General features: G+C 54.5%; 22 protein-coding genes. 15 read left to right on the top strand and 7 right to left on the bottom strand.

All coding sequences use genetic code 11. From position 1 onward, the window contains the following. Nucleotides 1–60 precede the first annotated feature (60 nt). Nucleotides 61–1,662 carry an LA2681 family HEPN domain-containing protein gene (locus BFP90_RS04360; protein WP_256097453.1) on the bottom strand — a complete coding sequence of 534 codons (1,602 nt, stop codon included), beginning with the start codon at nt 1,660–1,662 and terminating at the stop codon, nt 61–63. Nucleotides 1,663–1,873: 211 nt separating this feature from the next. Between BFP90_RS04360 and BFP90_RS04355 the strand changes: the two genes are divergently transcribed. Next, entirely contained in the window at nt 1,874–2,728 is an 855-nt protein-coding gene (locus tag BFP90_RS04355; protein WP_065896048.1) for a DUF5677 domain-containing protein, read from the top strand. Between the two features lie 117 nt (nt 2,729–2,845). Continuing rightward, nucleotides 2,846–3,202: an antitoxin Xre/MbcA/ParS toxin-binding domain-containing protein gene (locus BFP90_RS04350; protein ID WP_065896047.1), complete on the top strand. Its 357-nt coding sequence runs from the start codon at nt 2,846–2,848 to the stop codon at nt 3,200–3,202. Between the two features lie 541 nt (nt 3,203–3,743). Here the strand turns inward: BFP90_RS04350 and BFP90_RS04345 are convergent. Then, nucleotides 3,744–4,598: a toll/interleukin-1 receptor domain-containing protein gene (locus BFP90_RS04345; RefSeq protein ID WP_065896046.1), complete on the bottom strand. Its 855-nt coding sequence runs from the start codon at nt 4,596–4,598 to the stop codon at nt 3,744–3,746. A gap of 328 nt (nt 4,599–4,926) precedes the next feature. Here BFP90_RS04345 and BFP90_RS04340 point away from each other — a divergent pair, with 328 nt between their 5' ends. From BFP90_RS04340 to BFP90_RS04310, 7 genes are all read left to right on the top strand, one after another. Continuing rightward, nucleotides 4,927–6,354, top strand: coding sequence for an AAA family ATPase (locus BFP90_RS04340; protein ID WP_065896045.1), 1,428 nt, complete (start codon nt 4,927–4,929; stop codon nt 6,352–6,354). After that, nucleotides 6,351–6,989, top strand: coding sequence for a DarT ssDNA thymidine ADP-ribosyltransferase family protein (locus BFP90_RS04335; protein WP_065896044.1), 639 nt, complete (start codon nt 6,351–6,353; stop codon nt 6,987–6,989). Before BFP90_RS04340 ends, BFP90_RS04335 begins: the two co-directional genes overlap by 4 nt. Beyond that, a complete protein-coding gene (locus BFP90_RS04330; protein ID WP_256097452.1) occupies nt 6,986–8,770 on the top strand; it encodes an ADP-ribosylglycohydrolase family protein in 1,785 nt (594 codons plus the stop codon). Before BFP90_RS04335 ends, BFP90_RS04330 begins: the two co-directional genes overlap by 4 nt. A gap of 276 nt (nt 8,771–9,046) precedes the next feature. After that, a complete protein-coding gene (locus tag BFP90_RS04325) occupies nt 9,047–9,535 on the top strand; it encodes a hypothetical protein (protein WP_141688919.1) in 489 nt (162 codons plus the stop codon). Then, a complete protein-coding gene (locus BFP90_RS04320) occupies nt 9,499–10,116 on the top strand; it encodes a pentapeptide repeat-containing protein (RefSeq protein WP_083203160.1) in 618 nt (205 codons plus the stop codon). The genes BFP90_RS04325 and BFP90_RS04320 overlap by 37 nt, the downstream gene beginning before the upstream one ends. 202 nt (nt 10,117–10,318) lie before the next feature. After that, on the top strand, nt 10,319–11,152 hold the full coding sequence (locus BFP90_RS04315; RefSeq protein ID WP_065896040.1) for a DUF6602 domain-containing protein: 834 nt from the start codon (nt 10,319–10,321) through the stop codon (nt 11,150–11,152). 176 nt (nt 11,153–11,328) lie between these two features. Beyond that, entirely contained in the window at nt 11,329–12,288 is a 960-nt protein-coding gene (locus BFP90_RS04310) for a restriction endonuclease (RefSeq protein WP_065896039.1), read from the top strand. A 114-nt stretch (nt 12,289–12,402) separates the two neighbouring features. On the opposite strand, the gene BFP90_RS04305 is transcribed toward BFP90_RS04310, so the two are convergent. After that, entirely contained in the window at nt 12,403–12,897 is a 495-nt protein-coding gene (locus BFP90_RS04305; protein WP_065896038.1) for a hypothetical protein, read from the bottom strand. A gap of 293 nt (nt 12,898–13,190) precedes the next feature. Between BFP90_RS04305 and BFP90_RS04300 the strand changes: the two genes are divergently transcribed. Next, nucleotides 13,191–13,643 carry a helix-turn-helix domain-containing protein gene (locus BFP90_RS04300; RefSeq protein WP_065896037.1) on the top strand — a complete coding sequence of 151 codons (453 nt, stop codon included), beginning with the start codon at nt 13,191–13,193 and terminating at the stop codon, nt 13,641–13,643. Between the two features lie 118 nt (nt 13,644–13,761). Then, entirely contained in the window at nt 13,762–13,956 is a 195-nt protein-coding gene (locus BFP90_RS04295) for a DUF7740 domain-containing protein (protein WP_065896036.1), read from the top strand. A gap of 34 nt (nt 13,957–13,990) precedes the next feature. Here the strand turns inward: BFP90_RS04295 and BFP90_RS04290 are convergent, their stop codons facing one another. Next, the gene (locus BFP90_RS04290) at nt 13,991–14,515 is read right to left on the bottom strand and encodes a hypothetical protein (protein ID WP_256097451.1); all 525 of its coding nucleotides are present in this window, start codon (nt 14,513–14,515) and stop codon (nt 13,991–13,993) included. 935 nt (nt 14,516–15,450) lie between these two features. Between BFP90_RS04290 and BFP90_RS04285 the strand changes: the two genes are divergently transcribed. Beyond that, a complete protein-coding gene (locus tag BFP90_RS04285; RefSeq protein WP_065896034.1) occupies nt 15,451–15,837 on the top strand; it encodes a hypothetical protein in 387 nt (128 codons plus the stop codon). A gap of 271 nt (nt 15,838–16,108) precedes the next feature. On the opposite strand, the gene BFP90_RS29045 is transcribed toward BFP90_RS04285, so the two are convergent. After that, complete coding sequence (locus BFP90_RS29045; RefSeq protein ID WP_065896033.1) at nt 16,109–16,423, bottom strand: hypothetical protein; 315 nt, start codon at nt 16,421–16,423, stop codon at nt 16,109–16,111. A gap of 336 nt (nt 16,424–16,759) precedes the next feature. Between BFP90_RS29045 and BFP90_RS04275 the strand changes: the two genes are divergently transcribed. Then, entirely contained in the window at nt 16,760–17,227 is a 468-nt protein-coding gene (locus tag BFP90_RS04275) for a transcriptional regulator (protein ID WP_083203158.1), read from the top strand. 21 nt (nt 17,228–17,248) lie between these two features. On the opposite strand, the gene BFP90_RS04270 is transcribed toward BFP90_RS04275, so the two are convergent. Both BFP90_RS04270 and BFP90_RS04265 read right to left on the bottom strand, forming a co-directional pair. Further along, nucleotides 17,249–18,136 (bottom strand): hypothetical protein, encoded by an 888-nt coding sequence (locus tag BFP90_RS04270; protein ID WP_065896032.1) that lies wholly within the window; start codon nt 18,134–18,136, stop codon nt 17,249–17,251. 15 nt (nt 18,137–18,151) lie between these two features. Further along, nucleotides 18,152–19,045 (bottom strand): OST-HTH/LOTUS domain-containing protein, encoded by an 894-nt coding sequence (locus BFP90_RS04265; RefSeq protein WP_065896031.1) that lies wholly within the window; start codon nt 19,043–19,045, stop codon nt 18,152–18,154. Nucleotides 19,046–19,637: 592 nt separating this feature from the next. Here BFP90_RS04265 and BFP90_RS04260 point away from each other — a divergent pair. Beyond that, on the top strand, nt 19,638–20,294 hold the full coding sequence (locus tag BFP90_RS04260; RefSeq protein WP_065896030.1) for a hypothetical protein: 657 nt from the start codon (nt 19,638–19,640) through the stop codon (nt 20,292–20,294). Further along, nucleotides 20,291–21,505, top strand: coding sequence for an XRE family transcriptional regulator (locus tag BFP90_RS04255; protein WP_065896029.1), 1,215 nt, complete (start codon nt 20,291–20,293; stop codon nt 21,503–21,505). The genes BFP90_RS04260 and BFP90_RS04255 overlap by 4 nt, the downstream gene beginning before the upstream one ends. Nucleotides 21,506–21,882 lie beyond the last annotated feature (377 nt).

Genomic DNA, 21,882 nt, shown 5'->3' with positions numbered 1-21,882 from the left:
CACAATCAAATACAAGAGCTGAGGTTCTTCGAAGTCCCATGCCGCTGAGACTGCCCTCGTTCAGCGAGGCGTTGGAGGCTCATCGATTTCATTAGAACCATCAGAATCATCAGGCTCGAAATCCTCATCCCTGCATCGAATCCAGTCATGATCAAACACCTCAAGGGTGCCAATGAGTCCATCCTTCGACTCTATCAACAGTTCTTCGTGCTCACTGACTGCCAGGGCAAGCATCTGAATGGCAGACCTAGCGACGCGTAGTGCCGCGATGACCGTTGCAGTGAATCGATCAAAGTCGTGGTGTTCGATTTCAACAGCCTTTCTGCACTGGGCGATATCGCCAAGATCATGCAAGACAACGAAGCGATGCGTGCCGACATTTCGTAGGTTTTTCAGGGGGCGCAGAATACCGTCCCGGGCCTCATAGTCATCTGCCAGTTCGACCAAGCCGTAAAGGGCGCGCACACCACTACGAACAATAGATTCGACCCCTGGGGTCAGTGGGTTCGCGCCTTCTCCTTTTGTCCGCAGGCGCCAAATTTTTCCAAAAAAGATCTGATGGGGTTCCAGGCCGAGCTCGAAGTAGTGATTTGCTGTGGCTGCGATCTTGTCCAGAAGGTCGATCGCTGTGCGGTGAGCAAGAATCAATGCCGACGTAGCCGGGCCATAAATGGCGTAATCCAGGGTGTCATCGAAGCACCCCGAAGTTGGCCACGCCGCTTCATCCCGAGAGCGCCAAGCCAGATCGCGAGCAAGGATGAAGTCACCTTTCATCTGGTTGAACATCGCAAATATCGGCGGAGGCGTTGCCCCTTTCTCAGTCTCTCGCTCCAGAATGCCCGGCAGGCGCAACCAATCAAGCTTGCCCAGTTCAGGGTCTACAAGCTCAACAGTCGGGCCGAGGGTCAGTCGCTCCTTTTCAACCCATGCAACGAATGGGTCACTATGCGGCGCCCTGGGCGGCGGCTCTTGGAAACGATTCAGAAAGCCAAGCATGCCATCAGCTGCTTGCAGCCCGGCGTACTCAATGATTCGATCCCGGTTTTCCCGTGCGACCTTGGCATGCGCAGCGGCCTCAAGTATCGCAAGATCCGAACACAGATCTTTTTGGTAGCAGTAAATCAGGTACCTGGCTGCTGCGTGAGCCGCTACGCCGTTCTTTGGATCTAGCGCTAAGGCTGCAAGTCGCGCATCGTGACACTCGCTCAAGCGTTGGCTATCGGCCAATTGATTAGCGAGATTCGTCCAGCTCTGAGTCCGCGCATACACGCCAGCTTCAGCATCCTGAGCCACACTCCAAAAGCACGCCCGGGCCTCCGAGCGAAGGTGCCTGGTGCTTTCCTTGTGATCCAACCAGTCCACCCCATCGGGCGAAAAGCCAACCGAGCTTATTATTGCAGTGGCCAGGTTGAACACTGTATCTGGAGTGCGGTATTGGCTATGGAGTTGACGGTAGAGAGCAAGCCCCTCATCGATCGCATCTTGCTGCTGGCATTGCACTCCAGCATTTACCAACGTAGCCGCGCGCAACTGCATTATGTTCAGACGCTTCGGCCCTTCAAGGCTTAGGGCTCTCGCTTGCCTCAAAGCTTCGGCAGGATCAGTGTCTGTCAGGTGATCCAAGTGAACTGCCATCTCGTCAAAACTGTAAGAGTCGTCCACCACAGTTAGTTCCCCCTGGTCAGTTGACTGTGCATTTACCCCCTTTAGAAAGGTGCTATCAGCATGATCGCACCCTGAGCCTGGGCTTCACAGATGATCATTTACCGCCGCAGGTTGATGTGCCTGCCAATCCTTGCTCTGAATGTTTCGCAACAGAGATTTTGGCTTATCCTTCGAGTTAAGTCTTGATGACTCAAATGCAGGGATCTTGATGAGCCAACGAAATGAAATCCTGGACGAACTGCGCGCAGTTATTGGTGAGCAATCACAGCTGCTGACTCTGATACTTTTCACCATGTCTCAGGGGCCAGTGCTGCGCGAGGGTCAATGGCTGTCCTGCAGTTTGGAAACCGACCAGGCACGCGCAACGGCTGCAGTTGCCATGGGCGCCGGCCAATCCCTGGGCACCGTCGTCAGGAACTCGGCTGAGCGCGGACTAGCAGTGCGCGACCTCTATCCGATTGCTAGGGCCGTGGTTGAAGGCTTCATCAATGCTGCATTCTTTATCACCCAACCTGTTGAGGTTTCACAGCGCGCTCTGGCGCACCGCCAATACGCTGCGTGGAAGCATTCAAATCGCGTGATCGGTTCGGGGGATTTCATGATGACACTAGGCGATGATCCGACCCCAAAAGCGACTGCAGCCAAACTCTTCCCTGATTTCGCCGGTCGGGGGCAGGACTCCTGGTGTTCGCTGGATGCCCCGTCCAAGATCAATCGTATAGGCCAAGTCGTCCAGGCGTCCGGGGGTGCCTTCCTGGGTGCCTATGGTGGGATCTACGCTGTGTCCTCGGAAATCATTCATGGATCCGTCTACGGAATGAGCTACTTCATGAGCGCTTACACGGGGCAGGCGCAGACAACCGAAGCATTTCAGCAAGGAACCGAGGGGCAAATGGTCGACATTCTTTCAGCAGTTGGACATGCAGCCAGCGGTTTCATTTCCGCCTACGCCAATGTTCATCAATTTGGCCCATTGGTGATGAAGGAACACGAGCTATTCAAAAGGCTATTCAAGGCATCAACTGGCGATACCTGGATAGACGGGGATCCTGATCTTGTCTAGAACCACATCAAGTTTCACTACTCCCTGTAAACACATCGCTCATGAATCCCTGCACTCACTGGATTAGACACAAGTTGTCGGCATCCAGCCCGGGGCTTCCCTTATGGAGGTATCGACATGCTGATCGAGCTCGATCTGAACATGAATGACGCGCAGGCGCTTCTTCACCACTGCTCAGAGCACCAGCCAAATAGCGGTGATTTCCGAGAAAACACTCGGCTAAAGGAAGCGTTAGAAGCCCTCGCAGAAGCGCTCGGCGAGGCCATGGACTCAAAAAATGAAGGCGTCGAATCATCGGAAATGATTGATCCGCAGCTGTTAGATGCCGCCGTGAAGCTGTTCGGCGACAAAGCGAGCGCCTTAAGCTGGCTGTCGAGACCTCTACAAGCGCTAGGAAACAAAAATGCAATGGATGTCCCAACCGAAGAAGCCCTAGCGCTGATTCTGCGCATTGAGCATGGCATTGCTTCCTGAAATTTTCGACAGGCGCGGCTGGCATATCGCTGTAGTTCCCCGAGGGGCTATTGCGTCTCCAAGGATCTGCAGGTTAGATATCTTTGGTTTTTAGCAGCCCCAGGATTGAAAATCATTTCGCTGAATTGGCCCACATCGAAGGCCCGCCACCCGCTCAGTTCAGGAAAGGCCTTCGATAGAGCAGCACCTGCAAGTTCAGCAGCGTGGCCTGCCAATTCCGCCCAGCGGGAATCTGCCAGACTCCTGCAGCATACGCATCGCCTGCCTCAGATTCCTGGCGAACCTCCGTGGCGTCATAGCCCGCTTGCCTCGGCGGATGAAGACAAAGATTCAACTTCTATGGCAGCTTCGTATTCGGCCACTTCACCGGTGATACCCAAAGGTTTACCAGTGAGGTCATAATATCGGCGGTCGGCGAAACGATTGATGGCCTCACAGAGGCGTTCCCTGCGTTCGACAAACTACTATCCCTCCTCCCGATCCTTCTCAAGGCTAAGCGGATCGCTTGGCTAGCCTCCGCTAGCCAATAGTCGCAGCGCGATCAGGAGCTCAGTAGCTCTGGCTTCTCCAGCGCCTCACGCAGCCTGAAGAAGTTTTCGGGAATATCTGAAGCATCGTACAAGCTATCCAGGGCACGAGTTCCGCGCTCGTGGGTACCTGTGAACCAGGTTTTCAATTCGCCACCGTTAACCTTGGGCAAATGCTTGTTGAACGCTTTGAAGGACAGTAATGCCTCGCTACTCGCGATTGCTTTGATAAGACGCTGCTCTTCGATCGACACAGAGTCCATGGTGATCTGATGTCGAAGAGGAACCCGGGTACGAGCAGTCGCGCTAAACTGGAGCTCGGAGTAGATCCATGGGGAAAACGTCTGATCCACTCCCGCGAAGTTAGTCATGGGTACCGAGTTACTGGTGTTCAGGAACACGAAAAGCTCTGATCGGTCGATCATCGCCTGAAGTGCGCCCGCGAGCATCATATGAACGCCGGCGGCCAGGTCAGTCGCTTTTCGGTAGTCGTAGACGACTCCACCCTCGGGCTTTCTCTTAGGCTCGGCGTATACCTCGTTGAGGGCGTCAAGCAGTTTAGGGAAATAGCCCCATACACAGGAGTCGACGAACACGTTCAACCCTTTATCCTGCAGTGCAACAGCCAGCTCGATCGCCTGGTCAGCGTCCCGGTGCGAATGTGACAGGAACACATGGGCTTTCTTAGTCGGGAACAGATGATCAGCCAGCTGTCCCGCGTCAATGACGTCTTTGCCCTGGAACTTGCCCACCATGTATTCGGATAGCTTGGCGAAGGTGCCTTTTGCCTGTTCTTCCAACGCATCGGTTTCATAGGAGTGAACCTTGCGAAGGGGCTGGTAATTGTTCAGTTCGAAACCTGTGTACATCGATCTTCCTTACTCGAATACCCAACGGTTCCCACCGGCGCGACACGGATTTTTTCCCCGTCCGTTGGAGGTGGCGTTTCATGCGTGCAGGATTCTAGCACTCCATGGTGTCAATTTGCCTTCCATGCTGTATAGCCTCCGTGCTCCGTCCAAAAGGATGAGGAAGCGAAATGACAAAGTTAAATGAAGTCAGCGGCGCTGCTCGCTTTTCTCGCCCAGACTCCATTCGCTAAAAGCGCAAAAAAGGCTGCGTTTTTATGCAAGGGCCCTGCAGCAATGCCAGTCGTTCAGTGATAGCATTTAGCCTTTTATTGCCAGGGATTGCAGTATGAAAGCGTTGATCAACGTAAGGCCAAGCCCAGAACAGCTGGCCCTTTTCTCTCGAAGCAGCGCGGGCGTCGAGGTGATCCGAGGGGCTGCCGGCAGTGGCAAAACCACCACGGCGTTGCTCAAGCTGCGCTCCGCAGCAGGTTTCTACCTTAACCGTGAGAAAAAACGTCCCGTTCCAGGCTCGGTTGACATCTTGGTTCTGACCTTCAATCGGACGTTGCGCGGCTATATTGCTGAGCTCACTGAACGGCAGTTCGCCAACGAGCCCCTGGTCAATCTAGATTTCTACACCTTCAACAAGTGGGCCCAACACCTGACAGGCGCCCAAGGCATCATCAACATCACAGGAACGGAGGCTCACCTTAAGGCCCTCGCCAGCCGCATGAAAATGGATGCCGACTTCGTGGTCGACGAGGCAGTCTACGTCCTTGGCCGGTTTGCGCCCAACGACCTGGATGACTACTTGACCGCTCGGCGGGATGGTCGTGGGATCACCCCACGGATGGAGCGCCCTGCTCGTCAACGATTGCTGGATCAAGTAATTCGCCCCTACACGGAGATGAAGCGGGCTAAAAATCTGCTGGACTGGAATGATCTGGCTGCGATGCTTTCGACCCAGAAGCTTCGTCAATATGACGTCATCGTGGTGGACGAAACCCAAGACTTCTCGGCCAATGAAATCCGCGCGGTGCTGAACCAGAAGTCCGAGGACGCAACCGTCACATTTGTCCTGGACAGCGCACAACGCATCTACAGCCGTAACTTTACTTGGAGCGAGGTGGGAGTTACCCTGCGGCCCGAGAAGAGCAGCCGGCTTCAAACAAACTACCGAAATACCCGTGAAATCGCCCAGTTTGCCAGCGCGATGCTCACCGGCCTGACGCTGGACGACAACGGCACCATGCCTGATTTTGGCAGCGCCCGGTCGAATGGCATCAAGCCCTTCGTGGTGACTGGGGATTACCCTTCCCAGCTGCGCTGGGCCTTGGACTATCTGCGTGAAATCGATCTGGAGAAAGACTCGGTCGCGTTTCTGCACCCTAAAATCTGGTTCCGGGATCTCAGACGAGAACTTCAGTCTCATGATCTGGGCTATGTCGAGATTACTGGTGAGCCCAACTGGCCTCAGGGCCCGGAAAATATCGCGCTCTGCAGCCTACATTCGAGCAAAGGTCTGGAATTCGATCACGTCATCATGATTGGCCTGGACGGCAGTATCCTGGATATCTCCGCACCTCAAGACGAGGCTGACGATGACGAGGACGAGGGAAGCGATGAGTACGAGTTGTCTGCTCGCCTGCGTAGGCTCATTGCCATGGGGATAGGCCGCGCCAGGGAGAGCGTAGTAGTCGGGTTCAAAACCTCTGACACTCCCGATATCATGAGCTTCATCGACAACAACCTGTACACGGAAGTGAAGGTATGAGCATTGAGCAGCTCTGCAAAGATCGAGGCATTGAGTCCATTGTCCACTTCACCACGAACCGTGGTGCTCTCGGAATCTTTGCCTCTAATGCACTCAAATCTCGCCAACGCCTCGATGCAGACGAGCAGCTCAAACATATCTTCCAACCCAACGCTCAAAGTCGGAACAAAGACGCTGCTTGGCTGGACTATGCCAACCTCTCTATCAGTCGTATTAACACCACCTTCTTCAAATACTCAGGCAATTGGCATCGCGAACAGGATTTTTTCTGGTGCATTTTTGATTTTTCACCTGAGATAATGCAGCACGATGGGGTCTGGTTCACTACGACGAACAACATCTACTCAGGCGTTCGCCGCGCGCAGGGTGCCGATGGCCTTGGTAATGCCTTCAAGGACAGCACCACGCTTTGGTCAGGCAACGTGATTTCACGACCTTCTGATCATCCACTGTGCCTCCCAACCTGCCCTCAAGCCGAGATCCTGTATCCAGGTGAGGTCTCAACGGACTACCTACAGCGTGTGTATGCACGATGCGACTCGGACAGCAATGAAATCGCTGCTCAAATGTATGCGATGGGTCACCGAGTAGTCCCCGTCATCGTGAACCCAGACCTGTTTGACGAGATTAAGTGAGCCATTCAATGTCAGAAAATCGACTCAAACGTACAGTTTCTTCAGCCCTCTGGTCGGCCTATGGGGATGCGCTGGGATTTCCTACAGAGCTAGCCTCTGATAAGACCGTGCAACAGCGTCTAGGGCACTCTCGTGTCACCCGTACGGAGAGCTGGAAGCGCCTTATCGGTGGCCGCTTCGGAGCAAAAGTACAACTGCCAGCCGGTGCATATTCGGACGACACCCAACTGCGCCTCTCGACCTGTAGAGCCATCACAGGACAGGGCTACTTCGACGTTGAAGCATTTGCCAAGATTGAGCTACCTGTGTGGCAAGCTTATGCACTGGGTGCGGGCCGGGGCAGTAAGTCTGCTGCCGGAGCGCTTTGTAATAGAAGTAACAGCTGGTTCAGCAACTTTTTTCCCGGCTATGAAAACGGCGGCGGCAATGGTGCTGCTATGCGAGTCCAGCCTCACGTCTGGGCCGCGTCTGACCTGAGGAACAAAGATTCTTTTCTAACGGACGTGGTTCGAAATTCCCTTTGTACCCACGGTCACATGCGTGGTGTTGCGGGTGCCGTCGTTCACGCACTGAGCTTGGCCCACACCCTTGATACAGGAAGGGTTCCTGGGCCAGAGGAATGGCTTAGCTACGCGAAGGATATTGAAGGCATCCATCAGATCATCGCAGACGACAACGAGTTGTCGACGTTCTGGTTGCCTACCTGGGAAGAGAAGTCGGGTCGGACACTGAGCGCTGCCGTTTCTGAAACCGCCAATGAGTGGCGGCAATCAACGCACCACGCATCTAATTTGATCGAGAGCAACTACCAGTCAGATGGGGCGGGTATCTATTCCCATTTAATTGCGCTGGAGAACGGATTGAGCAAGGAGGAGCGCGGCTCTGGCCTTAAATGCGCACTCTTTGCGAACCTTGCGGCCTTTATTGGAAAACGATACGGCTCCCAAGAAGTCATCGAATTGGTGGCCAATCTCCTCGATAGCGATACAGATACCATTGCCACCATGGCGGGCGCGCTGCTGGGAGCCGCAAACCCAGAAGCTCGGTACCTCGGCCCAATTCAGGACAGCGCTTACATCACCGACGAAGCGACTCGAATGTACGAGATCAGCCAAGGTGAGTCGGCTGCGACCTTCAATTACCCTGATACTCTCTACTGGCAACCACCTCGCGCAGCGATCGACATGTTGTCCAGAAAAGGAAATCAAACGGTTATCGAAGGCTTGGGCAATGCAGTTGCCTCGGGAGAGCCGTACCGAGGCTTGCAAAAGAACACTGCGTGGTGCTGGTTCACACTGTATTTTGGACAGTCTGTTCTCATTCGATACCGAGCCGAAAATGGCTTAGCCTCGAAAGATGTCAAAGCCCCCCATACCATCGGGATGGACACTCCGGACATGTTCCAGCAATCCGAACGGGCTCAGCCGAAATTCGTGGACAGCGCCTCGGTGTATCAGCACGCACGCCCTGCCGATTTGATCGAGCCTGCGAGTACTGAAGCACACGTACATACCTCTGTGCCCCCGTTGAGTCCCGAAAATCACAGCGCTGACCCCATACCGACGGACTTAGATTGGGCTGCGGAGGAGGAATCTCTCGTCTCCTCCATTGATCTGGACAAGCTCACCAACGAAGCGATAAGAGGCTTTGATCCGGAGACTATTGGGCGCCACTTGCTGCTTTTAGCAGAACAGCCGAACCCCATCTCACTGTCGATTGCTTACTCTTCGATTGTGGTTAAAGCTCGTAGTGCGAGATTGAAGCACCGCAAGCAGAACTAACATGTTCATCAAGCGTCCTTCTGAACGCTGGGGACGCTACGCAGGAGTCTTTCGGTGATGCCTAAAATGCTGTGAAAGGATATTGCCCTTCGCCACCTCGACAAACCCTAATCGGAAGCGGCCCTCTCACCAGGGCGGCTTTTTTTCGGATGAATGTGGGCTGGACGGAGACGCCCTGAACTTTAGCGTGGAGACGATTGCAGGATGCTGATGGGGAATCATGGGATGCGATTGTGCTGTGACGACGCTTGCTACTGCGAGCGCTCCGAGCCAATCATGGAATTGAAAGCGAGGTTGCCCAATGGGGAGTTCGAAGCTGCCGCTCCGTTAGGCGACCAGCAGTACTACGGTACCTCTTATCTACACCCCTCGGTAGCTTTCATAGAAGGACTGCCCCTGAAAGGCTTCTGCGTTGATCTTTTACGGCATGCCGGGAAAGGTCATGACAGTCGGTTCCGAGGCACCACCCCTTTTCTGATGGTGAATGAAACGTTGGGCCAGGGGGCCATGTGCTGGGCCGAATTAGGGGGGTGGGTGTACGAGCTGGACAATATTCCGGGGTGGAATGTTGAAAAATTGCTGAACGGCAAAGTTCCAACGGTTAGCGGCTTCACTGGTGCGCCTTACCCTGGCGAGATGGAAGGTGCTATCGATTCTCGGATCCCTCCATCAATGATCCGCAGGGCCGGGCAAGTCATTAAGTTGCGGCGTTTCTTGACGGTGAGTGAATGGACGATAAACAAAAACTGCCCGCACCTGGCGTAAGGGAATTGAAAGATCGCTGGATGACGGCCGAGGGACAACGCGTCCGGCACGAGCTCATTTCAGCCTTGCGCGCGGGGAACGACTACTGGCCTGAGCTGCTGTATGACCTTCCCTCGGTTAGCTATCCCTTGTCTCCAAATGACTTGGACGACCTTAGGGGTATTGAGCTTTCAGATCAGATACTCGAAGGCTTCTCGCTTGCGTGCTGCGACCTGAGTTACAGCAACCTGCAACATTGTAATCTGCGCAAGGCGTCCCTTCAGCGTTCTAGGCTCAACTGGGCCAATCTGGCGCGCAGTATGCTCGTGGCCACCGACTTACTGAATATCGAGGCCCTGTACGCCAATTTTTCAGACTGCAAGATCAATAAAGCGATGGCTATGTCGAGCAACTTCCGCCACAGCACATTTCTCGGGGCTAACATCAACGCTTGTGTGCTGAACGGATCAGACTTTACAGGCAGCGATCTTCAGCCCTCTACGTTTCAACGCAACGAACTTTACAACGTGATCTTGCCCCCAGGATTCAAGCCGTTCCGTATCGACTATTCTAGCCCGCCTGATCCAGACGTAACTCCGTAGGTAACAGGGAATGGCCATCAGCCTCCTCACGACGAATCCCACTTCCGCGCCGTTGTGAGGCAAGTGTGTGCGAGTCACCGATGTCCTAACGCATGGAGCCAATCGCCTACCACCGCCCTTTCACCTTGCCAGCCACCCAAGCGCGCCCGCATGCTCTGCGACTGGTCTGTAACCATTCAGCTGACGAGCGAAGGAGTAAATGATGGGATCGTACGGTGGTTACATCGAGAGGTTAGCCAAGAAGGTCGAAGCGCGGTTGCAGGATATCGAAGCTATTTACAACTTCGACCTAGGCGACGAATTCGAACTCGCCGTTTGCGCCCTGCTGGAGGACGTGCTGCCTGCCAAGTATGGGGTTTGTCGTGGCTTCGTTGTCGCCGAAGATGGCAGGACGGCTGGGGATGACGTCATCATCTACGACAAGATGGCCAGTCCAACCCTGCGCTCCAGCTTAAGCCGCCAGTTTCCGGTGAAGGAGCAGATCCCGGTTGACGCGGTATATGCATACATCGAGTGCAAACACTCCATAGCGACCTCAGAGGTGCTGGAAAAGGCAATCGGCCAGGCCGAGGCGGTGAAGAAGCTTGTGCTCTCGCGCCGAGGCCTCGACAACCCTGACTATGAAAAGGATGGGCCGGTTTACAACGGGCGGCCCAGGGATTGGCCACGTACGTTCCCACCACTGAAAAACCAGCCCTTCTGTGCAGTATTTGCACGCAAATTTTCACCCGACGTCGCCCTTCCCCGCACTTACGGCGAACACACACCTGATCTATTAATCCTGGGTAACAGCCACCTCGCGACTCAGACGGTGAACCTGGGCGCAGACGGCATCAAATCCTCACTCTTCTTTGACACCGAGTACGGGGCAGGCTTGTACACAGAACAGGCCCCCGAAAACGCTTACGGTCTCGGCTTGGTGACCCTGCTTGAGGCTTTGAGCTGGGTTGAATTGCTGCCCATCGACTGGACTGGCACGCTCAACGTTACCTTCTTCGAAAACCTGCGAAAGGTAAGAGCCAGCACTCAGTCCTGATACTGCCTGGATGAGTCTGGCTAGCAACCCAGCCCGACCCCGTCAGGTGAGCTGGCAAACATCGCCACCACCCTACGGTCGGGATTTACCTTCCGACTATCTAGGGCCATGATGACAAGCGCAGCGGGCTCGCCTTGCGTGAGCCATCGGAAAGGTTACGGACAACGAGTGCTTTCATGGCTGAGCAATTTCACTACCCGGCAGACCTTCTGGAACTGCTGATCAAGACCATCCCGAAACTGGTCAAGTCTAAGCAATCCGTCATCCTGTTTTTCCAGGGTGCCGGAGTCACTGAGGAGGATTTGGCAGCCGTAAGCGCAATGGTGAAAACCACGCCAGGCTCGATCAGCAAATATGAGATCGTGCGCACCGTGCTGACCCGCTTAAACATGCGTGGTGATACCGGATTAGGCCCACGTCGCGGGGTGATCCGTCGGGTCGTCGAATTTGAGGATTTCGAATCATGCTGGCCAGACGACCGCCTCGAAGCCAAGGGCTTGGTGGCCAGCGTCCGTGAAGCTGTGAACAAAAAAGATGCGTTCACCAGGATGCAGCAGGAGCGTGAGGCTGAGCGCGATCAGGCGCAAGCAACACACCGTGCGGCTCTGCAGGAAGCCGCGCGCAAGCGCAGTGAGGTCGAGGACGTAAAGAACCGTCTATTTGCCCTTTTCGGCATGGACGACCAACCGCACGAACGAGGCCGACGCCTGGAGGGGGTGTTGAATGATCTCTTCCGTGCTTACGGCATCCATGTGAGAGAGAACTTTGTCCGCAGGGCACCGGACAGCGCGATCGTGCTGGAGCAAATCGATGGCATCATTGAACTTTCGGGTAACATTCACCTGGTGGAAATGAAGTGGCTTAAAGACCCTGTGGGGGTAGGCGATTTCGGGTCGCACTTGGTCAGGGTAATGAACCGAGCAAATGTGTCGGGGATCTTCATTTCAAATAGTAGGTTCACGCAGCCAGTAATCAGTCAGTGCGCAGAGTTTCTTAATCACAGAACCAACTTCTTGTGCACTCTGGAAGAAATCGTGGGCTTATTGCAGAGCCAAGGCGATTTAGTTGAGCTCCTTAAAAAGAAATCTCAAGCAGCAATCATCGACAAGAAACCATTCCTGGAAATTCTGAGTTAATAGGACGGTTTGATAACTATGAGAATGGTGTCAAGCCTACGCCCTCAATGGCGCGTAGGCTTACCGTCAGTACAACTCGCCTCTCAAACAAACCTGCGACAGTTAGCTTAGATATTAAATATTGATTCCGAAGTGGTGGAAGTCCTTCTTCAGCGTCGCCTGGCTAAGAATTGATGGGATTTTGAAGAGGAACTTATATGCCTGATAAACGAAGAGCGGCATCAACATAAGCCCAAGACCATAAGTCGCAACAGCGACGATTATAGGCGCCGGCACAGCAGCAATAGCATAAATAAGACCCTGCACCTTGGCGCCCTTGGAAAGGGTCTTTACTTCATCAAGGTCATAGTAAAGCTTGCCCGAACTATCTTCATACCCAACGATCACAACAGTATTCTTATCAATATTCTTAATATACCACGTCCGTGGCACATCATTGCTAAACCCCCCTTTTCGAGCCAGATAGGCAGGGACTACCAAGCGCTTGATATAGTATGTTTTGCCATACTCATCTTCAAGCCGTACGCGGGTGTAGCGTGCCGCAGACTCAGCCGAAATTCTTTCCTGATAGTTCCTGACGATCGCTACAACTTTACGCATTTGTGACATTCAGCGTCCTTCCTCTTAACTACTTCCTGCATACGAGGGAAGCTCGTGGGCAGCAGCCCCAAGGGCTCTAATGCTCTGATGCGTGCTCGTGAAGGCTGGCTCGCCAAGCCAAGACCTGGCGGCAGCCCCAGACCACAGCGACCTCTTTCGCCTGCAACCAAAATGTGAAGCCCTTCCTCATGCAGGCGCTTCAAAGGCTCAGGCGAAAGCCTAATTCCCTTTAAATTGACTATATGCATTTGTGAGGGATATATCAATCGCGGCATACCGTCTCCTTTTGCGGGATTCAGTAGATGCAACTGCGCAGAGCCTATGCCAACACGCTCCGTTTCTTGAGAGAAAGAAAAGGGTTGAACCAACTGGAGCTGGCAGGCGCCGTGGATGCGTCCTACATCAGCCGTCTAGAGCACGGCGAGAGTGCGGTGACCATTGAAACCAATGAGGCATTGGCGGAGGCCTTGGAGATAGGCCCTTTGGCAGTGCTGGCATTAGTGCATGGGGCTAAAAGTAGTGGCTCAGCCCGAGAGATGTTAAAGGAGGCAACCGAAGAGCTAGAGCGCCTGGAGCTTCTGGACTGCCAGATCCCGATTGACCAAGGCGGGCCACTTCATCCCCAAGTGGCCAAAGGTGTGGAAACTACAAAGGCCGTCCAGGCGTTGAAAGCCGATGGACTGAGTCAAGCTGAGGTAGCCCGGGCACTGAACGTTTCTACATCGACCGTGGGCCGCCATTGGCACCGTTCCTGACTGGCAGCCTTGGCTAACTGCAGACTCGATGAATCTGTTGAGGATATGAGCTGCAGGCCCGGTGCTCTATCCGCTATGATCGAGTCCTCCATCGACTCTCTCACGTTGTACAGGCAGCATGACACTCAGTGACGCGGTACTGGTTTTATTGCTGGCGGAGCGGATCCACGGAACAGACGCTGCGGTTCGCCGTGCGGGCAAGAACATTGTAAAGAAATTACCGCGCGGTAAGCGTGACATCCTGTACAAGCTGATCGACAGCCCTAACCCGATCAAACTCATCCAGCACATCGCCGCCAATCTAGATGATTAAGCGGTTCAAAGGCTGCGAGAGGTGGCGTTTGCCATCACTCGTTTCTCTTCGACGCGATCAGTGCATCGAAAGCCTCTCTGCTTGACAGCCCCTCCCTCATTTTTGATAACAAAAAATCAGCGTCCAATGCTGCTGGATCAAAGCACTCGCGCGCATACCTAACGAAATCGAGCCAGAGTGTCAGCGGTAGCGCAATTCGCTCCTGGTTGCGACACCGATAACTGGGGCGCTGCAGCAGCTTAGGCTCTCGTACAACCAATTGCTCGCAGACTCGACTTAAGACTTCAAATGGGCCGTCAGTCATGCCGATGAGGGAAGGATGCCGCCACCGTCCAATCGATTGGATTGGCGCCAGGACATCGACCTTGTGCAGACTGACCAATCGCTGTATTTCAGTCTCAAACGCATCCAAGCCAAGGGTTGTCATCAAGCGCTCGATAATTTCGAGCTCGGCCAAATTATGTCGCTCCAAGTCGCGAACCTGCTGCTCGCGGGAGGCTGACTGGAACGCTCGTAGATTTTTCAACATTGGCTGCCCTCCTTGATCGAACTCACCCATTCTCTGCTCCAAATCGGTTCGAATCGCCCTCCCGTTCGGCCTAATTATGGAGGCTTGGAGGTGTCAATGAAACCAGGGTCGATTCACTGTTAAGACCCAGCCAGTCATCTACGCTGGCGGGCGGTGGCATTCACAATCAACGGCTAGAGGACGCTCATGGTGGCCTCTCAGGACGTTTCACTGCGGGCAGATGCCACTGGATGACGCAGGGCGTCCTTCACAGAGCAATATATCGGGTACCTTAGCCAATGCTAACCACTCCATCCGCTGACGCTGCGAGGTCACTCACTAGGCACCGCGCGTGTTGTACGAAGTGGGTTCTATTTCAGGCGCAGGTACCCCACTCGAAAAAATATGGACTGCTTGTTTGTTTCCAAAGAGAAAGTAGGGCCTCACGGCCCCAAAAGCCGACCCCCCTGATAGCCCTCGGCCTGCCTGGCGGCAAGGCAACCAAGGGCTCAAAATCTTGTGATCTGTAAGCCGTAAATATCAGATGTAAAAACCGGTGGTGTCCCGTAGGAAATGCGGTGTCTGGGCCACTGCCGCTTTCCTCTTGCTCTCAAATATAAAACTCCGTCTCGCTTAAAAATTTTCAAGAGGGGGGGGCAAATTAATCAGGAGCTTCCGACGAACGGTCAGCGAAATTGACAATTTGCCAAGAACTGGTTTTCAACCCGAAGCGAGTGAAACCGGGGCTTCTAGGAAGAAATTAGCATGTCACGAGCTGCTACATCGTTTCATACAGGAGAAAACAGTAGGAGCAGCTCGACCTGCAGGCAGCAGGCCATTACACAGACTTCCCTCTAACCTGATTTCGCTACTGGATGAGGTGCTCAACTGCACAGAGGGGTGGTACGCTTTCCCAAAATGAATAGCAATGGCGTCTAGTAGACCCGCTCTAATCGTGAGCACGTTTGTACTCCCTTGGAACAATCATGAACGAGAACTGGCAGCGAGAGCGCGGACGACGACAAGCAATCTGGGAGCTTGCCGAGCTTCGGCCTGGAGATCGGGGTGCCAAAGCAATCCTGGAGCGCCTGGACGACCTTGAGCGACTCGATCGCGAGCAGCCCATCAGCGTCTGCAACCTTAGCCTAGAGCAGCTCTCTGATCTGCCCAGAGAGCCTCACAGTATCGGGTGCTGGATCATCAGAGACGCCAGTATTCCCGAACCCTGGAAAAGCCGCTTTACGGTCGCGTTAGGCCCAGCCGCGCGCGTCGTTGAGGGGTTCTATTGGCAGGATTGGATGGAATTTTTGCTGGCCTGGGAACGTGACCTGGAGCATGTCGAGCAGCATCGTCTTGAACTCGATGACGACTGAGCGAGCACGCCTAATGAAGCCCAAATGCCTTGCCGGGGCGTGTCGATACGGTGCGTAGGTCATGCGTGACGACCAGGCACCCCTGTCATTAATGAGATATAGGCCGCACAGCGCCTTCTTGGATTTTTCTAAAGGTCGCAATCACAGTGGTTGCGATGGCCAAGCCGGGCAGATTGCGCGTCGCTCCACTCCAATCCCACCTCATCGCAGACAGTGCGGGCTGTCAGTCTGTACCCTAGTCTCCACGGTGCGTATCACCGCCCTCATGCGGTCACATAGGAGACTCGCTCGCGAACACATAGTGATCGCCGCTTGCGCTTCTCATCAGCTTAAAGCCTTGCCTGACCTCCACGCATCTGAGAGGGGGTGTCGCAACTGTCATGCCATTTTCGGAAACGCCGGATTGATCGAAGTACACCTCAGCGGCGTATCGCTGCCCTGCCCTCGCCGCATTGAGAAGGTACGCGTCGATGCATACGCCCCATTCAACGCCCTGGGCCCTGATGATTTCCGGAGGAATGCCTTGCTCAAGGCCGGACGATTCTTCGGGGCTTGGGAGTTCACGCTGCCGCGCAAAATTAGCCATCAAGTCGATCTCAAATAGGGTAGAGGCCGTTGCGCTGTGCTGATCTATGGCGCTGCCTTCCCTTCTAGGGCGGAGGCACCTGATAGCGGCAGGCCGGCACGATTTAGCGATTAATTGCACGCAGGAGGGTCATCAAGACCTGCCAACGCACTATGGATCCGGCACGAAATAAGCAGGAAGCATCACTCCGTTGCATATCACCATCCTCACCTCAGGCGCCTCTAGGTGCGAGCACGGGTGAGAAACGGCATGCTTATATCGTATACACCATGTAACTGTACACGACAACGTGGCTATATCCTGCATTTTGAGGGATACGTCGTGTTAAAGCCGGCTATGGCAGCAGTAGTTCGGGCTTTGAGAGACAGTCTGGATTTGTCTCAAGAGGGCCTTGCAAGCGCGATGTCTCAGACTTTCTTGAGCCGGATCGAAAACGGCCACAGCAGTCCTACGGTCGACAAATTTGCGCAGCTTGCCCATGCCCTCGAACTGAGTCCAGTAACTCTTATGACACTGATTCTCTCGACCAGTGACAACACGCCTACCTCAGTCGTGCTCGCGAAAGCCGCCAAAGAACTGGAGGAGATCGAACGGAAGGTCAGCGCCAGTGACATTGCTGCTCATCTGGAGGGAATAGAGGTTTTGAAGCGGCCTGCCTCACGGCCCGCTGATCTCGACAAGTTGCAAAGGGTGCTGGAGTGCAAATCTGAAGGTCTGACCAAATCGCAGACCGCGCGGCGCCTTGGCTTGAGCCGATCCACGATCGGGTTCCTCTGGGAACGATCAATACCAGCCAAAAGCTGACCGCGTCCCAACTCGCGTGCCCTAGCCTGGAATGGGTTGTAGGTACCCAGCGGGCGCTATCACCAGATCAATGGTGCGAGTGATGTTCGTGTCGGGGTGCGGGCCAACATAGAGAAGGAAGATCCAAAGTAATTGCTCATGGTTGAGCATCTGAAAATAGATCCTGGCCGCCCCCTGCGGCGATGTCCGATCACCACTTTTCAGGTGAAGGTGGTGCACCTCATCCCGGATGACCCTGCCGTTCACGCTAATTTTGAGCTTGGTCTGGATCCCGCCGGTTTTGGCGAAGTGGAGGTTTCGGGTTTTGAAGAACTCGTCTAGCCCGACACCGCATCCGTTTCCCGCCACAAGCTCGACGAAGGCCTCCATCGCCGAAGTGACAAACCCTTGGCGGTAGTCGGGCAATCCATCGCAAAGCTCGATCGCGTCGCCAATCAGTACAAGTCGGGGGCTGGATGCTACCGCCCTGGCGATGTGCTGCGAGAGCGGTGGGTCTGGAGCAACCTCCTCTACAAGTGCCTGCATAAGAGCGTCAAAAACTGCATCCAGGAACGGCTCGGTTACCTTAGGGCGAGGAATGTGGAGGTAAGGCCAACCGTCGACTTCCATTTCGAAGTCATACACCTGCGCCCCCATCTCGACCATGGTCTCAAGCTCAGCCTCCATATCACCAGGCACGGGCGCGTAGGGCAGAACGTAGACCTCAGCGTTCTCGAATCCGCCGTCCAGGGGTTCGTAGTACTGCCTCAGCAAAGAGACAGCTACCTCAGGCTTCGGCATCAGTTGGAGCCGACCCGTTCGATCCAGGTCAGTGATGATCGTGCTTGGAGAGACACCACGACCTTCCAGGGCGCTTTCGACCCTTCTTCGCAACTGCTTCGGCACGCCGATTAGGAAGACCTGTCTCATGACTGCTCACATGCGTCAGAACTTGGATTTGCTCAGCACGCTGTTAAGCAGTACGGGAATGGCTGATTTCAGGATGTCTTCGTCGCTCATCAACTCCAGCAGGCGAATGGCCTGTTGACGAGAGCTGAGGATGTTGCCTGATGGGGCCGCTGGGCGTTCTACAGCAGATGCGCTGGCAGCCGGCGGCTGAATGCTCAGGTTGTCAGGATTGATGTTGTGTTCAACGGCCCACGCTTGAATCTTTTCGCTGATTTTGAGCGTGCGCATCTGGCGCCATTGCAGTTCCCGGTCACCGAGAGCCTTGGTAAAGGCCGCGTTCACGTCGCTGCTATAAGTCGATTCCACCAGTGCCTGCAGGGGCACCAGTTCACCGGGAGTAACTGCTGCTAGCTCTAGAAATTCGCGCATCCACGCTCGATGTGCATCGACCGGAATCTGAACAATTTCTACGAAGTCTGCTGGATTGCTGTCAACGAGTCGATGAAAGTCGTGGTCGACGCCTTCCACGAAGTGAACGACCCGATTGGTAATCAGGTTGTAGAACCGCTTACGGTTGGTGTCCGGGTTCGTAAAGGCTTGCCAGACGTCACTGCGCAAGGCGGTGGGTCGATCAACCTTCGTCCGGCTTTCCCGACTGATAGGCCTCTGCCGAACAGGTGCCACTTCACGCTTTAGCGTGACGCGCACGTCACCCGGGCCCTCTGGCCATTCGAGTTTTACGTAGTCGCCCAGCGGGCCTTTCAGAAAATCAGCGAATTTACGGCAGCCGTACTTCTTCTCATCAAGGGCCGGGTGGCCTTGCGATTTAAGGGTGGCATTGAGGCGTTGCTTGAGACGAGCACTGAGCTCGCCAGAGGAATTCGAGATCAGCTCGATGATGATTCGAGTGATAAGTTGCAATTCGTCCATAAAAATCCCAGGCTGAGAGCAATACCCCGCCACAGAGTGTGGCGGGTATCTAGGTGTCTATCATATGCTCTGGGTTCCAAACTGTTGGCAACGTCGTCTGAAGGGTAGAACTCCATACCAATCAGCGCTTGGGCGTTGCTACAGCCCTTGAGAAGCGATCCGGTCGCTCCATGAATGGGGCTATCGATCTCGTAGTAGCCCTTCCTGAAGATCATGATGATCAGGAAGCCGTACGACAATGTTAAGCGCACCACATGTTGTGAGTCAACGTCGCAACGTGCATTAGATCTGCACTTCGCATCGAAACCGCAAGCCGAGTGATGACTGAACGCCTGTGATACGTAGAGACCTCTGTTGGTCAAAGATGCAGAGTCGAGTCGGCCCCGAAGCCACCCTCCCCGCTAAAAGCAGATAAACCCAGACCACAGCCAAGCCCGCCCTGAAGGTCGCCCTATGGCCCACGACCTTAACCATTTCCTCAACCGCTCGCACGGGATTACGGCCTTAGAAATTCATAGATTGCGCCGTTTCACTATTCACACGAAATTTTTTTAAGGTATAATCCCGTCAAACGAAATAGAGACTTCTCTACATGAGCAAAACCCGTCAGCCCTCCATTCCCGAATTGTTGATCCGCCACATCCCTCGAAACATTGTGATGGGTGCCGAGGATGCCTTTGAAGCAGGTGCGCTCCGTGCCTATTTGGACACAAAGGACATGGACAAAAATCATCGGAAGAATGCGCTTGGGCAGATGCGAGCTTTCCGGATGAACGAGTCGTTTGAGCAGATGCTGCTTGCCGCCGACGCAGTTCATACACCCCTTAAAGGCAATGGGGTCGTCCTGGGCCATGCCGGCATCTTTAAGTTCGGTCGGGTGAATATGTCTGCCACCCTGTGGAACAACGTCAAGCGCGGCGCCACTCGTCGTCAGCTCGCGGAGGCCAACCAGGCCATGACTCAGCTGGTTCAGCCATCGCTGTTTGCTCCGGAACCTATCACCTCCGGTACGTTCTTTTTCGTGTCGTGCTTTAGCGGCTCCCTGACCAATCAGCCCGAAGCACCTTTGGAAATTCACATCGCGGTACCGGATGCGGAAATGAAAGGTTGGCTTTTCCGAGAGCCGTTGAGTAAGTTCCTCGCTCGCTACGATGCAGCACCAGAGCAGGTTGACAATGCGAAGCCGAAGCTCAAGACAGGTGTGCTCGAAACGGGTCTATTCGAAACAGGACATCATACAGAATCATGAGTCGCGGAATTACAGGGTTCGAGCCGGGGCGGCTATTACAAGCGCTCGCGGCTCGCGGCCTTTCTCAAGTCGCACTGGCAAGCATGGTGGGGGTCTCCCCTGCCACGATAAGCAAGTGGAAAAGCGGGCAGCAGTCTCCCGAGGCTGAAGCATTGGCTAGCCTTTCTCAGGTCATTAATGTGGCACCTGAATGGTTCACCCGCCCTTTACCTGAGAAATGCTCTCTCCCCTTGTTCCGAAGCAATGCCTCGGCGCATGCCAGCGCGCGAACGATGCTTGAAGCACGCCTGGAATGGGCTCAGGACATCGCACTTGCACTGGGCGAGTTCGTGGATTTCCCTGATGTGAATCTGCCCAAGCGCGCGTTCACAGATCCTGAGCAAATCACCAACGCCGATATTGAAGAAGCTGCCGATGAATGTCGCGAGCTTTGGGGCCTGGGTCGACGTGCGATACCTGACTTGGCAATGGCGGTTGAAGGTGCCGGCGTTATCTTGGTGCGCGAAGAAACGGGCGTTGCGACCATCGAGGGATTGTCGGCGTGGAGTCAGGTGTTGAACCGCCCACTCGTGCTGCTTTCCGCTGACAAGCAAAACGGCTTCCGCAGTCGCTTCGACTTGGCCCATGAACTTGGCCATCTGATCCTGCACAAAGGAATTGAGCGCTCGACTGACCCTGCTCGGCATAAAATCATGGAAGACCAAGCGCATCGTTTCGCAGGAGCTTTCTTGCTCCCAGCCGAGACATTCGCCGCTGAAGTCCGCAGCCCAGTCACCTTAGACAGCCTTTTGCTGCTCAAGCAGCGCTGGGGTGTTTCTGTGGCTGCGATGGTCATGCGCCTGTGGGCCTTGAAGGTGATCGATGATGATACAAAGGGCCTGCTCTTCAAGCGTCGCTCAGCTCGCTGGGGCGTGAAAGCAGAACCGGGTGATGAAGGTCGCACACCTGAACAACCTCGTCTTCTCAAACGCACCATCGAGTTGCTGGCCACTTCAGGCGTCTTGCCCGTGAACGGAGTCGCTGGGTACATCGGTCTGGCATCAACGGATATCGAGATGCTGACAGGCTTACCCAACCGGTACCTGAGCGGTAACGCTGAAGTTGTTCACTTGGCCAAGCTCAAAAGCAACAGCAGCGCCATGACCCCCGTGGCCGTTTCGCGTAAAGCACCGGAGCCAGGGATAGTGGTACCGTTCAGTCGCGGGAAATGACTGTCACGGAGGCTTGTCATGGCCTCCGCTGATCAAACACCCTCTGGTGCTGATCACCTGGCAACACTGTCCACAGCGTATGGCTCTATTGATTTCATGGCCAGACGACCAGCTTGCGCAGATGCTTCCGGCCTAAGCGCCCCTGCTTGTAAACCACTTTTTTGATGTGTAAACCGGTATGGTTTACAAGTCAAAAAACTGGTTTACAGCGTCCTGAGATACCTGGTTGATTGATGGCAAAGCTGGTCATTTTGATTCGAAAACCGCCGTTGCTGGCAGGCCTTTAAGATTCTCATGAAAGGTCGAGTGGCGATCAGACAAGGCGAAAATAAGCGAGGAAGCGGCTCTTGCTTTTTATAAATGAGCTTTTGACCCTG

The sequence above is a fragment of the Pseudomonas sp. 24 E 13 genome (assembly GCF_900004715.1).
GTDB classification, from domain to species: Bacteria; Pseudomonadota; Gammaproteobacteria; order Pseudomonadales; family Pseudomonadaceae; genus Aquipseudomonas; species Aquipseudomonas orientalis_A.
This window is presented reverse-complemented; position numbering and strand designations above follow the sequence as displayed.